Raw genomic sequence first — 12,618 nt, 5'->3', positions numbered from 1 at the left:
CGTGTCGGTGCCCCTCGACGGCTACGGCGCGCGCTGGTTCCGCGTGGTCACGGAGGAGTCGCGCCGGCTGGTCTGAGCGGAGGGGCGGGGCTCTTCTCGACAGTCCAGGAGTCGTCGCAGTCGCGCTCGAGTGCGACGACTACTGGACTCTCGAGGGAGGCGGGGCAGGAACGGAGGACGAAAGCACCCACCGCACGAAACGTTACGCACACCAATCCACAGCATCGTTGACGCCGCTACCCTCCGCCGCCTACCGTGAAGCGCAACGTTTCGCCCCCGCCGCCGCACCAGGAGGATCCGCATGGCCCCCACTCCGCCGAGCCACCGCGTCCTCGCGAGCGGCAGCCGCATCCCCGCCATCGGCGCCGGCACGTTCGGCTCCGACCGCTACGACGCCGAGACCGTCGGCCTCGCGGTCGAGCACTCCCTCCGCGCCGGCTTCCGCCTCCTCGACTGCGCCACCGTCTACGGCAACGAGCCGCGCGTCGGCCGGGCGATCGCCGACTCCGGAGTCGACCGCGACGAGCTCTTCGTCATGTCGAAGATCTGGAACGACGCGCACGAGCCCGCGGCGGCCGTCGCCTCCGTCGAGCGCTCGCTCGCCGACCTCGGCCTCGACGTGCTCGACGCCGTCTTCGTGCACTGGCCCTTCCCGAACCACCACCCGCCGCACGCCGAGACCGACGCGCGCGATCCGCACGCCCGCCCGTACGTCCACGAGGCGTTCCTCGAGACCTGGCGCGCGCTCGAGAGCATGGTCGACCGGGGCCTCGTCCGGCACCTCGGCACCTCCAACGTCACGATCCCCAAGCTCGAGCGGATCCTCGCCGACGTCCGCATCGCCCCGCAGCTGAACGAGATGGAGCTGCACCCCTGCTTCCAGCAGCCGGAGCTGTTCCGCTTCTGCCTCGACCACCGCATCCAGCCGATCGGCTACTCGCCGCTGGGCTCGCCGTCGCGGCCCGAGCGCGACCGGGTGGAGGGCGACATCGTCGACATCGAGCACCCCGCGGTGCGGGCGATCGCCGACGAGCGGGGCGTGCATCCGGCCGTCGTGTGCCTCGCCTGGGCGGTGAACCGCGGCCAGATCCCGATCCCGTTCGCGGTGAAGCCGGAGCAGATCGAGGCGAACCTGGCCGCCGCCTCCCTGGTGCTCACGGCCGAGGAGCAGGAGGCGCTGCGCGGCGCCGAGCGCAACAACCGGCTGATCAAGGGCCAGGTCTTCCTCTGGCCCGGCAGCTCCGGCTGGCTCGACCTGTGGGACGCCGACGGCACGATCCCGGGCTGGAGCGGCTACGGCTCGCCCCGCGCCACCCTGTGACGTGGCCACCTACAAGGACCTGCAGCGGCTGACCGGCCTCTCGCTCTCGACCATCTCGAAGCACTACAACGGGCTCCCCGTGCGCCCCGAGAACCGGGCGGCGATCGAGGCGGCGGCCGCCGAGGTCGGCTTCCGCGTCAACGGCTTCGCGCGCGGCCTGCGCTCGCGGCGCTCCCGCACGGTCGGGGTGCTGCTGCCCGCCCTCGACAACGAGTTCCACCTCTCGATCATCGCGGGCCTCGAGCGGGCCCTGCGCGAGGAGGGCATCGGCGTGCTGGTCGGCGTGAGCCGCCCCGAGCCGGGAGCCGCGGTCGACCTGCTGCTCGAGAAGATGGTCGACGGGATCGTGGCGGTGCCGTCCGCGGGCGACGTCGACGCGCTGCGCCGCGCCTCCGAGCAGGGCACCCCCGTGGTGGCCGTCGACTGGATCGACGACGCACTGGTCACCGATCGCGTCGCGCTCGACAACGCGGGCGCGGGCGCCTCCGCCGCCCGCCACCTCCTCGACCACGGCCACCGCTCGATCGCGGTGCTCGGCGGGGAGGACGGAGTGTCCTCCACCCGGGAGCGGACCGCCGGCTTCCTCGCCGCCCTGGCCGAGCGCGGCGTCCACCCCGCCGCCGACGCCGTGGTGCGCGGCCCGCTGACGGTCGAGAGCGGAGTCGCCGCCGTCGAGCGGATCCTCGCCCTGAGCCCCCGGCCGACCGCCCTGTTCGCGAGCAACCGCGAGCTGACGGTCGGCGCCCTGATCGCCCTCGGCGACTCCGGACTGCGCGTGCCGACGGACCTCTCCGTCGTCGGCTTCGACAACGTCGAGCTGGCCCGCGTGGTCCGCCCGCACCTGACCACGATCGCCCAGCCGACGGAGGCGATCGCCGCCGAGGCCGCCGCCCTCGTCCGCCTCCGCCTCGACTCCGGGGCGGAGCAGCCCGGTCCCCAGGAGCGGAGGCTCCCCGGCCGCCTGCTCGCCGGCTCGTCCGTCGCCCACCTCCACGACCTCTAGGAGCTCCTCTTGCTGACCACGACCCTCCTCCACCCCGAGATCCTGCACGCGCTCGCCCGCGCGGGCCACGGCTCCCGCGTCCTCATCGCCGACGGCAACTACCCCGTCGGCACCACGCTCGGACCGAACTCCGCGCTGGTGCACCTGAACCTCCGGCCCGACATGCTGACCGTCGACGAGATCCTCGACGCCCTGCTCTCGGCGATCGTCGTCGAGGAGGCGACGGTCATGACGCCCGCGCCCGGGATCGACGTCCCCGCGCAGGACGCCTTCCGCCGGTCCCTCGACGGCGTCCCCTTCACCTCGCTCGAGCGGCACGCCTTCTACGCCGAGGCGCGCACCCCTGACGTCGCGCTCACCATCGCCTCGGGCGACCGCCGCATCTACGCGAACCTCATCCTCACGATCGGCGTGCGCCCGGCCGACGCGTCCTGAGCGAGGGGCGGGCGGGGCGTCGTCCCGCCCGACCCCGCTCCCTGAGAGTCCACGAGGCGTTCTCACGGCCGGCATCCCTACTCTGGTCGGCGTGGATCTCGACACCCTCCTCAACATCGGCCTCGTCGTGCTGTTCGTCCTCCTCGGAGGCGTCTTCGCGGGCACCGAGATGGCCATCGTCAGCCTCCGCGAGAGCCAGGTCCGCGCGATCGAGGCCGGCAGCGAGCGCGGCCGGCGCATCGCCGAGCTCGTCCGCAACCCCAACACGTTCCTCTCCGCGGTCCAGATCGGCGTCACGCTCGCCGGCTTCTTCTCCTCGGCGTACGGCGCCTCGACCATCGCGCCCGACCTCGTGCCGCCGCTGCAGTCACTCGGCCTCTCGGCCTCCGCCGCCTCGACCGTCGCCCTGATCCTGATGACCCTCGTCATCGCGTACCTCTCCCTGGTGCTGGGCGAGCTGGTCCCCAAGCGCCTGGCGATGCAGAAGTCCGTCGCGTTCACCAAGGCCCTCGCGCCCCCGCTCAACGCCCTCGCGCGCCTGATGCGCCCCGTGATCTGGCTGCTGTCCGTCTCGACCGACGCCGTCGTCCGCCTCCTCGGCGCCGACCCGCGCGAGAAGGGCGAGAGCGTCTCGGCCGACGAGGTGCGCGACATGATCTCCAGCAACACCGAGATCCACGAGGACAGCCGCCGGCTGCTCACCGACATCTTCCGCGCGGACGACCGCCGCGTCGCCGAGGTGATGCGCCCGCGCCCGGACGTCGACTTCCTCCGCGGCGCGCTCAGCGTGGCCGAGGGCTACGCGGCGGTCCTCGACCAGCCGCACTCGCGCTACCCGGTGGTCGGCGACGACTTCGACGACGTCCTCGGCTTCGTCCACGTGCGCGACCTGATGTCCGCGTTCCCGGAGGCGGGCCGCGCCGGCACCGCGAGCAGCGTCGCCGACATCACCCGCCCGATCCTCGCGGTCCCCGGCACGACGAAGGTGCTCGCGGCCCTGCGCACCATGCGCCAGGACGGCCACCAGATCGCCGTCGTCATCGACGAGTACGGGGGAACCGACGGCATCATCACGCTGGAGGACCTGCTCGAGGAGCTCGTCGGCGAGATCTACGACGAGTACGACGGCGCCCGCCAGGCGGTCGACGCGAAGGCGGCCGAGCAGCTGCACGACGTCGACGGCGGGATGATCCTCGAGGACCTGGCGGAGCAGCTGGGCATCGAGCTGCCCGAGGGTCCGTACGAGACGGTCGGCGGATTCGTCCTCGACCGGATCGGCCGTGTGGCCGTCGTGGGCGACTCCGTGCTCGTCGGCGACCACCTGCTCCGCGTGGCCGAGACGGACCGCTACCGCATCTCGCGGCTGACCCTCGTGCCGCAGCCCGCGTCGGAGCCGAGCCCGTCGACGGCCCCCGCCGTCTGACGGGCGACCGGCCGCGCCTAGGGCAGAGGGCCCTCCACCCAGCGCGTGGCGGCGCGGCCGCGGGCTCCGGGCTGCGCGATCCACAGTCCACCGGCGTGCGGATGACGCGCCCGCTCGTCCGCCGAGAGGTCGCGTGATGCGGAGGTGACGACCGCGATGTCCAGGTCCTCGCCCGCGAAGGCGATGCTGGAGGAGTGCGGGGCGTCGATCCTGATGCCCTCGCCCTCGACCGGGCTGCCGTCGGCCCCGAACACGCGGACGCCGCTCCCGCCCCAGACCGCGACCCACACGCGGCCCACGGCGTCCACGGTCAGTCCGTCGGCGAACACGCCCTCCTCGAGCTCGACGAAGGGCTCGCGCGGGCCGTGCTCGGCGTCCGCGTAGGAGCGGCGGTGGATCACGCCCGACTCGGTGTCGGCCGAGTACAGCACAGAGCCGTCCGGCGAGAAGCCGAGTCCGTTCGAGAGCCGCAGGTCGTCGTCGAGCACGGTGACGGATCCGTCGTGCTCGATGCGCAGCAGGACGTCGTCGCCCGCCGACTCGCCGAGGGTCAGCGAGCCGACCAGGAGGCGCCCCTGCGGGTCGATCGTGCCGTCGTTGAAGCGGTGCCCCTCCTGCAGCAGCTCGGAGCCGCGCGTGAGGGAGCCGTCGACCTCCAGGATCGCGAGCCGTCGGGTCAGCGCGACGAGCGTCCGCCCGTCGCCCAGGGGCAGCGCGGCGCCGACCTGCTCGCCGACGTCGGTGCGCGAGATCGCTCCGATCCCCTCCGCGGTGACGGGGGCGGACAGGACCGCGCCGGCCTCGATGTCGACCCAGGTGAGGCGGGCGGTGTCCGGATCCCAGACGGGCCCCTCGCTGAGGACGTAGGTGGGGGTGCCCGCGGGCGTCGCGTCGATCATGCCTCCACGCTAGGCCGAGGAGGCGGGCGGTGTCAGGCCCCGCGGGACGGATCCGGGCTCGCGTCCACCGCGCCTCGCTCCGCCTCCGGGTGGGCACCGATGCCCGGAATACACCCGCTCGGCGGTCCGTGACAAGGGGTGAATAGCCCGGCGATATGGAGCGGCCCGCGGGTCTAGTGTCGTCTCGCCGCGCTCGGGACAGCGTTCCTCCGCAACGACGCCGGGGCGACAGGAAGGCGCTCGCCATGTCGACATCCACCAGTCCGCGCGGCCCGGTCCGGAGCCTCGTGCCCGCCCGCATCGACAGGCTCCCCTGGACCCGCTTCCACTGGTCGATCGTCGTCGGCCTCGGCTTCTCGTGGGTGCTGGACGGACTCGAGATCCAGATCGTCGCCTCCGCCGGCTTCGCGAAGGAGTTCGGGCTCTCGGCCTTCGAGGTCGGCCTGCTCGGCACGATCTACCTGTGCGGGCAGATCGCGGGCGCCCTGATCTTCGGGCGACTGAGCGACAAGCTCGGGCGGCGCAAGCTGTTCATCCTGACGCTCGTCATCTACCTGGTCGCCAGCGGCCTGGCGGGACTCGCGCCGAACTACGTCTTCCTCGCCGTGTTCCGCTTCTTCGCGGGCATGGGGATCGGCGGCGAGTACGCGGCGATCAACTCCGCGATCGACGAGCTCATCCCCTCCAAGTACCGCGGCCGCGTCGACATCGCGATCAACGGCACGTACTGGGGCGGCGCGGCTCTGGGTTCCGCGGCCAACCTGTTCTTCCTGAACGACGCGCTCTTCGCCGAGAACGTCGGCTGGCGCCTCGGCTTCTTCCTCGGCCCGATCCTCGGACTGGCGATCATCTACCTCCGCCGCCACATCCCCGAGAGCCCCCGCTGGCTGATGACGCACGGCCGCGAGGAGGAGGCGGAGCGCACCGTCGACGAGATCGAGCGCCGAGTGGAGGCGGAGGGCGGCGTGCTCGAGCCTGTCGACGATGCGAAGGCGATCACCGTGAAGGCGACGGAGAGCATCCCGTTCCGCACCATCGCCCGGGTGCTGCTGCGGCAGTACCCGAAGCGGACGCTGGTGGGCGCGACGATGATGATCACCCAGTCGTTCCTCTACAACGCGATCTTCTTCACCTACGCGCTGGTGCTCGAGAACTTCTACGGAGTCGAGCAGAGCGCGATCTCGTACTTCTTCTTCCCGTTCGCGATCGGCAACCTCGTCGGGCCGCTGGTGCTCGGCCACCTGTTCGACGTGTGGGGCCGGCGGAAGATGATCTTCCTCACCTACGGCGTCTCGGGAGCGGTCCTGGCCGTCTCGGCGGTCCTCTTCAGCATGGACGTCCTGACCGCGACGACGCAGACGATCCTCTGGTGCGTGTCGTTCTTCTTCGCCTCCGCCGGAGCCTCGAGCGCCTACCTCACCGTGAGCGAGATCTTCCCGCTCGAGCTGCGCAGCCAGGCGATCTCGTACTTCTTCACCCTCGGCCAGATCGCCGGAGCGGTCGCCCCCGCCCTCTACGGCGCCCTGATCGGCGACGGCAGCGACCGAGGACCGCTGACGATCGGGTACTTCGTCGGCGCCGCCGTGATGATCCTCGGCGGCGTGATCGCCCTGATCTTCGGCGTCGACGCCGAGCGCCGCAGCCTCGAGAGCATCACCGAGCCCCTGTCGACCGTGAAGTCCTGAGGGCGGATCGCCGCCCGCCGGCCGAGCGCCGCCCGGGAGCGGCGTCTCGGAGCCGACGTCTCGGGGCCGGCGTCTCGCAACCGGCCTTCCGGAGCCGACGTGAGTCGGCGTCAGTGGGCCGGGCGGTAGCCGGTCCGGTCGTCGGGGGTGATCGAGCGGAGGACGCGGGCGGGGACGCCGGCGGCGACGGTGAGCGGAGGGACGTCGCGGGTGACGACGCTGCCCGAGCCGATCACGGCCCCGTCGCCGATGGTGACACCCTGGTTGATCGTGACGCCGCCGCCGATCCAGACGCCGTCGCCGACGACGACCGGCTTCGCGGTGCACGCGCCGGCGGCGCGCTCCGCCGGGTCGAGGGCGTGGTTCGACGTGTAGATCGAGACGCGCGGGCCGAACAGCACGTCGTCGCCGATCGTGATGGGGGCGCCGTCGAGCAGGATGCAGTCGAAGTTCGCGTAGAAGCGGTCGCCGATCGTGATGTTGAACCCGAACTCGCACCGGAACGTCGGCTCGAGGTGCGCGTCCGCGCCCACCGAGGCGACGAGCTCGCGGAGCAGAGCCTCCCGCTCGACCGGGGGACGCCCGAAGCTCGCGTTGTACGCGTTCGAGGCGAGGACCGCCCGCTCACGCGCGGCGACGAGCTCGGGGGTCATGTCGTCGTACACGGCGCCGGTCAGGATGTGCGCGCGCTGGTCCTCGAGGGTCATCGTCGTCCGTTCGTCGGTGTCGGCGCCCCGACGGGCGCCCGCGCCCACGCTACGGGGCCGCCGCGCGCCGGGACACCGCCTCCTCCGCCGACGCACCGCTCCTGCCGCGGCGTCTCGATGACGGAGCGGCGTCTCGGCGGCATCCCGCAGCAGGAGCGGCACCTCGGCGCCGCCGCGCCCCCGCCGCGCAGCAGGCGTCAGCCCACGTGCACGCCCGGCCGGCGGTCGCGGCGGGACTCCGCGCGGCGGAGGACCTCGCGGGTGACGGGGGCGACCTCGCCGGTGCCGGTGATGAGGAAGCGGAACATGTTCGAGATGGGGCCGCCCTCGGTCCACTCGAAGTAGACGTCCGGGATCACGCCGGTGAGGTCGCGGATCTCGAGCAGCACCGTGGCGATGGTGTTCGGGATGTTGCCGCTGGTCACCGTGAGCACGCGGAAGCCGTGGCAGACGCGGCCCTGCACGACCAGGTCCTCCTCGAAGTCGGAGGAGTCGGTGGTGTGCACCTCGAGGAAGAGCACCGGGCCGCGCATCGGCAGGTTGCTGTCGCGCTGCTCCTCCGCCAGCTTGTCCCGGTACTCCGCCTCGGAGCCGTCGTCGGGCTCGTTCGCGAGGATGCGGATCACGCCGTAGTCGTCGGCGTCCGTGGTGAGGAAGTCGATCGCGGCGGCGTCGAACACCACGGAGGTGGCGCGCAGCTGGAACGAGCGGTGCACGCGCGAGACGAGCGAGACCGCGAGGATGCCGACGATGAAGACCGCCGCGATCCTCACGCCGTCGGGCCTCTCGACCACGTTCACGACCGTCGTGTAGACGAAGACCAGCGCGATGACCGCGAAGCCCACGGCGCGCTTGCGCTGCTTCCTGCGCTTCGCCGAGAGGAACACGGCGACGGACGCGGAGGTGATCAGCACCAGCACGCCGGTCGCGTAGGCGCCGCCCTGCGCGTCGACGTCGGCGCGGAAGAGGATCGTGATGACGAAGGCGACGACGGTGAAGACCAGCACGAGCGGACGGACGGCGCCGGCCCACTGCGGCGCCATGCCGTAGCGGGGCAGGTAGCGCGGGACGATGTTGAGCAGGCCGGCCAGCGCGGAGGCGCCCGCGAACCAGAGGATGCAGATCGTCGCGATGTCGTAGACCGTGCCGAAGCCCTCGCCGAGGTACTCGTGCGCGAGGTAGGCCAGCGCGCGGCCGTTGGCCTCGCCGCCCGGCTGGAACTGCGCCTGCGGGATGAGCAGCGTGGTGACGAAGCTCGAGGTGATGAGGAACGCCGACATCGTGACGGCGGCGGTGATGAGCAGCCGCTTCGCCCCGCGGATGCGGCCGACCGGGGCGTCCTCGGTGTCGCCCGCGTCGCCGCGGATCTGCGGCATGACCGCGACCCCGGTCTCGAAGCCGGAGAGCCCGAGCGCGAGCTTGGGGAACACGATGAGCGCGATGCCGACCATGACCAGCGGATTCCCGTGCTGGGTCGTGAGCGCCGACCACCAGTCGCCGATGACGACGGGGTTCTCGGCCACGTGCCCGATCGCCACGGCGATCACGATCGCGTTGAGCAGGAGGAACACGGCCACGAGCACGACCGCGATCGAGATGGCCTCGCGGAACCCGCGCAGGAACACGATCCCCAGCAGGGCGATCAGCCCCAGCGTGAGCGGCACCTCCGCCCCGTGGAACCAGGCGGGAGCGAACGGGTTCTCGACCGCGTGCGCCGTCGCGTCGGCCGCCGAGAGGGTGATCGTGATCATGAAGTCGGTGGCCGCGAACCCCAGCAGCACGAGCACGAAGAGCTTGCCGCCCCACCAGGGCAGCAGGCGCTCGAGCATCGCGATCGACCCCTCGCCGCGGAAGCTCTCGCGGGCCACGCGGCGGTAGACGGGGAGCGCGCCGAGGAGCGTCAGCACCACCAGGACGATCGTCGCGAGCGGAGAGACCAGGCCCGCGGCGAGCGCCGCGATCGCCGGCTGGTAGCCGAGGGTGGAGAAGTAGTCGACGCCCGTGAGGCACATGACGCGCCACCACGAGTGCGTCCTGCCGGTGGCCGCGTGGGGGCCGGGGTGCGCTCCGGAGTCGTCGCGGAGGCCCTCGAGGAGCCACGCCTTCACCCCGCCCGCGCGCGCGGAGGAGAGAGGGGAGGGTTCGAGGGCGTCGGGGTCGCCACGGACGACGGAAGAGGTCACTGGATGTTTCTACTCGCCGTGAGGAGCGCGCCCGCCCGGAATGAGCGGATCCTCACGCTTTCCTCACGGGTAATCGGCTGGGGAGGGACGTCGGCGCGCGATCCCGGGTCGTGAGGGGGTCGTGAGCGTCGCGCGAGCGGACCGTGCGGATCGGCCCGCTACGCGTCCGCGTTCCGTCAGGATCCCCTTCCACCCGCCGTCGCGGGCCGACGATGGCGCTCGTGCACCTGCTCGTCCGCCTCCTCGACGCCGGTCCCCGCTGGGGCCGCCACACCGTCGGCGCGAGCCGGTACGGCGTCGTCCGGAGCGAGCTCGTGGTCTTCGCACCCGGCACCTCCGTCGAGGAGCGGAGGCGCCTCCGCCTGCACGCGGCCGGTCCGCAGCTGGTCGTGGCCGTGACGGCCGCCGGCGCCGTCGGGACGCTCGCGCTCGATCGGCTGCCGCTCGTCCTGCTGGCCGCGCTCGCCCTGCCGACCGCGTCGCTCCTGCTCCTCTCGGCCCGCTCGACCCGCCGCCTCCGCCGGGCCTGCGCCCGCCGGCTCGTGATCGCGGACGTCGACTCCCCCGCCGTCGCCGAGCAGGCGGCGATCGCGGCCGTGCTGCGGCGGGCCGACCGGCTGCTCGACGCCGGCGTCCTCACTCCGCTCGAGCACGAGGAGGTGTGGGCCTGCGCCCACGACCGGGTCGCGGGCCGCGTGGCTGACCGCCGCTCCCAGCCCCGGGCGGGAGGATCGGGGACGTCCGCCACCGATGGGAGCCCCTCATGACCACACCGCGCCGCGCACTGATCCTCGTCGACGTGCAGCAGGAGTACTTCAGCGGTCCGCTCGAGATCCAGTACCCGCCGCACGCGCAGTCGCTGCCGAGGATCGCCGCCGCCCTCGACTCCGCCGCCGCGGCGGGCCTCCCGATCGCCGTCGTCCAGCACAGCGCGGGCGAGGGAGCGCTGATCTTCGACCCGTCGGGTCCGTCCTTCGCCCTGCACCCGGAGATCGAGAAGCGCCGCTCGGACTCGTGGAAGAACGTCACGAAGCAGTTCGGCACGGTCTTCGCGGGGACCGACCTGCTCGACTGGCTCCGCGAGCACGACGTCGACACGATCACCCTCGTCGGCTACATGACCAACAACTGCATCCTCGCCTCGGCCGCCGAGGCCGAGACGCACGGGCTCCGCGCCGAGGTCCTCTCGGACGCGACGGGCGCGATCGCGATCGCGAACGACGCGGGCTCGATCGACGCGCACTCCCTGCACACCACGCTGATGGCGCTGCTCAACTCGAACTTCGCCGCCGTCGCCCCGACCACGGTCTGGATCTCGGCGCTGAAGGGCGAGTACACCCTCCCCATGAGCAGCCTGCCCGAGTCGGCGACGGCGGGCGCCGCTCTCTGACGGGCACTCCTCCGGACGGATCGGCCGGCTCTACTCTCGGTGCATGGCCCTTCTGCACCGTGCGACGATCACCCCCGGGAAGCTCGAGATCATGGAGGCATGGGCGCCGACGCAGCCCTGGTGCGAGGGCGGCGGATTCACGCTGCTCGGCGCCTACCGGTTCGACGACCCCGATGGCGAGGTGGGAGTGGAGACGCTGATCGTCCAGTCGACCGGGCAGCCGCCGCTCCAGGTGCCGCTGACCTACCGCGGCTCGCCTCTCGCCGGCGGTGACGCGCATCTCCTCGCGACAGTCGAGCACACCGTCCTCGGTCGTCGCTGGGTCTACGACGGTGCCGGCGACCCCGTCGCGATCGCCGCCTTCGCCACGGCGATCCGCACCGGCGCCCGGGAGGTCGAGCAGCATTTCGAGGAGGACGGGCAGCGCATCGTCCGCCCGCCGACCGCGACGGTGCAGGGCAGCGGATCAGGCGCCGGAGCGTCCGGGCCGCCGTCGACGGTGCTCGTCCGCAGCGACGCACGGACCACCACGACCTCGGCCGACGGTCTGACTCTCGTCCTCGCGCGGGTCCTCGCGCCGCCGTTCCTCGAGGGCGAGGAGCGGCTGACCGGCAGGTGGAGCGAGGCGCTCCCCGTCACCCTCGCCGTCCTGGCCTGAACCGGCTCCGGTGGTCCGCCGCCCTCCGTCGCCCGGGTCGTGGGCGACGGACGGCGGCGCGCTCCGGGAGGACCTGCTCAGTGGCCGCGCAGTGCCGCGACGGTCCGAGTGGGACTAGTCGTTCAGGTGCGCGATGGCGTAGTCGGCCTCGTCGCTCGTGAACTGCTCCCCGTACTCGCTGGTCAGCTGGTCGCGGATGGCCTCCGACGCCATCGCCATCTGGGCCTGGTAGTCCTTGGCCTTCGCCAGCGCGTTGGCGTTCCAGTCGGCGGAGACGGTGTCCACCGCGTACTGCGCGGCCTCGGGCGAGAACTGCTCCCCGTACTCGGAGGTGAGCTGGCCGTACAGGCCCGCCTTGCTCATGTGGAGCATCTCGGAGTAGCTCTGCGCCTTGATGAGTGCCGAGGCGAACTCGGGCGAGACCTGCGCAGCAGCCGCCGTCTCGACAGGCGCCGGGGCAGGGGCGACCGTCTCGACGGGTGCGGGCTCCGCCGTCTCGACGGGTGCGGGCTCCGCCGTCTCGACGACCTCCGCCTCCTCCGTGGCCGGCACGACGGGAGCGGTCGTGGGCTCGGACGACTCGACGATCACGGCCGCCGGGCGGTCGCTCGAGGCGGAGTTCACGGCGGCTCCGAAGCCGATCGTCGTCAGGAGCGAGGCGAGGACGGCCAGACCGCCGAGGACGACGCCGGTGATCGACATCGCCTTCGACTGACCGCGGCGGAGGGCGAGGATGCCCAGGACGACGGCGGCGATCCCGACGAGTGCTCCGAAGACCGGCACGAGGCCGACGAGGAACGCGACGATGCCGACGACGAGTGCGGCGATGGCGAGGCCGGCCAGCAGGAGAGCGGAGACGCCGATCGCGGCGAGGGGGCGTGCGGGCACGGCGGGCCTTTCGGCAGGATCCGCGG

General features: G+C 72.5%; 12 protein-coding genes. 8 read left to right on the top strand and 4 right to left on the bottom strand.

Features of this window, described 5'->3' with window-relative positions:
* The first annotated feature begins 301 nt into the window (after positions 1-301).
* The 4 genes from C5B98_RS16285 (at position 302) to C5B98_RS16270 (ending at position 4,182) form a co-directional block, all read left to right on the top strand.
* Positions 302-1,321, top strand: coding sequence for an aldo/keto reductase (locus C5B98_RS16285; RefSeq protein ID WP_104225078.1), 1,020 nt, complete (start codon positions 302-304; stop codon positions 1,319-1,321).
* Between the two features lies 1 nt (position 1,322).
* Complete coding sequence (locus tag C5B98_RS16280; RefSeq protein WP_104225079.1) at positions 1,323-2,324, top strand: LacI family DNA-binding transcriptional regulator; 1,002 nt, start codon at positions 1,323-1,325, stop codon at positions 2,322-2,324.
* Positions 2,325-2,333: 9 nt separating this feature from the next.
* On the top strand, positions 2,334-2,759 hold the full coding sequence (locus C5B98_RS16275) for an RbsD/FucU family protein (protein WP_104225080.1): 426 nt from the start codon (positions 2,334-2,336) through the stop codon (positions 2,757-2,759).
* Positions 2,760-2,850: 91 nt separating this feature from the next.
* Positions 2,851-4,182: a hemolysin family protein gene (locus C5B98_RS16270; protein ID WP_104225081.1), complete on the top strand. Its 1,332-nt coding sequence runs from the start codon at positions 2,851-2,853 to the stop codon at positions 4,180-4,182.
* A 17-nt stretch (positions 4,183-4,199) separates the two neighbouring features.
* Here C5B98_RS16270 and C5B98_RS16265 read toward each other — a convergent pair whose 3' ends face one another.
* Positions 4,200-5,081, bottom strand: coding sequence for an SMP-30/gluconolactonase/LRE family protein (locus tag C5B98_RS16265; RefSeq protein ID WP_104225082.1), 882 nt, complete (start codon positions 5,079-5,081; stop codon positions 4,200-4,202).
* 245 nt (positions 5,082-5,326) lie between these two features.
* On the opposite strand from C5B98_RS16265, the gene C5B98_RS16260 reads away from it, so the two are divergent.
* The gene (locus C5B98_RS16260; RefSeq protein ID WP_104225083.1) at positions 5,327-6,766 is read left to right on the top strand and encodes an MFS transporter; all 1,440 of its coding nucleotides are present in this window, start codon (positions 5,327-5,329) and stop codon (positions 6,764-6,766) included.
* A gap of 110 nt (positions 6,767-6,876) precedes the next feature.
* Here C5B98_RS16260 and C5B98_RS17435 read toward each other — a convergent pair whose 3' ends face one another.
* Together C5B98_RS17435 and C5B98_RS16250 are read right to left on the bottom strand one after the other, a co-directional pair.
* Positions 6,877-7,473: a sugar O-acetyltransferase gene (locus C5B98_RS17435; RefSeq protein ID WP_104225087.1), complete on the bottom strand. Its 597-nt coding sequence runs from the start codon at positions 7,471-7,473 to the stop codon at positions 6,877-6,879.
* A gap of 197 nt (positions 7,474-7,670) precedes the next feature.
* Positions 7,671-9,656 carry an amino acid permease gene (locus tag C5B98_RS16250; RefSeq protein WP_374953067.1) on the bottom strand — a complete coding sequence of 662 codons (1,986 nt, stop codon included), beginning with the start codon at positions 9,654-9,656 and terminating at the stop codon, positions 7,671-7,673.
* Positions 9,657-9,877: 221 nt separating this feature from the next.
* On the opposite strand from C5B98_RS16250, the gene C5B98_RS16245 reads away from it, so the two are divergent.
* Genes C5B98_RS16245 through C5B98_RS16235 form a run of 3 tightly spaced genes read left to right on the top strand, consistent with a single transcriptional unit; the run spans position 9,878 to position 11,704 of the window.
* Positions 9,878-10,423, top strand: a complete 546-nt coding sequence (locus tag C5B98_RS16245) for a DUF6611 family protein (protein WP_146076989.1) — start codon at positions 9,878-9,880, stop codon at positions 10,421-10,423.
* A complete protein-coding gene (locus C5B98_RS16240; protein WP_104225085.1) occupies positions 10,420-11,046 on the top strand; it encodes an isochorismatase family protein in 627 nt (208 codons plus the stop codon). The genes C5B98_RS16245 and C5B98_RS16240 overlap by 4 nt, the downstream gene beginning before the upstream one ends.
* A gap of 43 nt (positions 11,047-11,089) precedes the next feature.
* On the top strand, positions 11,090-11,704 hold the full coding sequence (locus tag C5B98_RS16235; RefSeq protein ID WP_104225086.1) for a hypothetical protein: 615 nt from the start codon (positions 11,090-11,092) through the stop codon (positions 11,702-11,704).
* Positions 11,705-11,818: 114 nt separating this feature from the next.
* Here C5B98_RS16235 and C5B98_RS16230 read toward each other — a convergent pair whose 3' ends face one another.
* On the bottom strand, positions 11,819-12,592 hold the full coding sequence (locus tag C5B98_RS16230; RefSeq protein WP_258063540.1) for an Ltp family lipoprotein: 774 nt from the start codon (positions 12,590-12,592) through the stop codon (positions 11,819-11,821).
* Positions 12,593-12,618: the final 26 nt, after the last annotated feature.

This window comes from Rathayibacter sp. AY1A5 (assembly GCF_002930875.1).
Taxonomy (GTDB): Bacteria; Actinomycetota; Actinomycetes; order Actinomycetales; family Microbacteriaceae; genus Rathayibacter.
This window is presented reverse-complemented; position numbering and strand designations above follow the sequence as displayed.

Excerpts from the sequence above, each read along its gene's own strand:
- C5B98_RS16260 (WP_104225083.1), top strand. The coding sequence starts at position 5,327 with ATGTCGACATCCACCAGTCCGCGCGGCCCGGTCCGGAGCCTCGTGCCC.
- C5B98_RS16235 (WP_104225086.1), top strand. The coding sequence starts at position 11,090 with ATGGCCCTTCTGCACCGTGCGACGATCACCCCCGGGAAGCTCGAGATC.
- C5B98_RS16265 (WP_104225082.1), bottom strand. The coding sequence starts at position 5,081 with ATGATCGACGCGACGCCCGCGGGCACCCCCACCTACGTCCTCAGCGAG.
- C5B98_RS16285 (WP_104225078.1), top strand. The coding sequence starts at position 302 with ATGGCCCCCACTCCGCCGAGCCACCGCGTCCTCGCGAGCGGCAGCCGC.
- C5B98_RS17435 (WP_104225087.1), bottom strand. The coding sequence starts at position 7,473 with ATGACCCTCGAGGACCAGCGCGCGCACATCCTGACCGGCGCCGTGTAC.
- C5B98_RS16240 (WP_104225085.1), top strand. The coding sequence starts at position 10,420 with ATGACCACACCGCGCCGCGCACTGATCCTCGTCGACGTGCAGCAGGAG.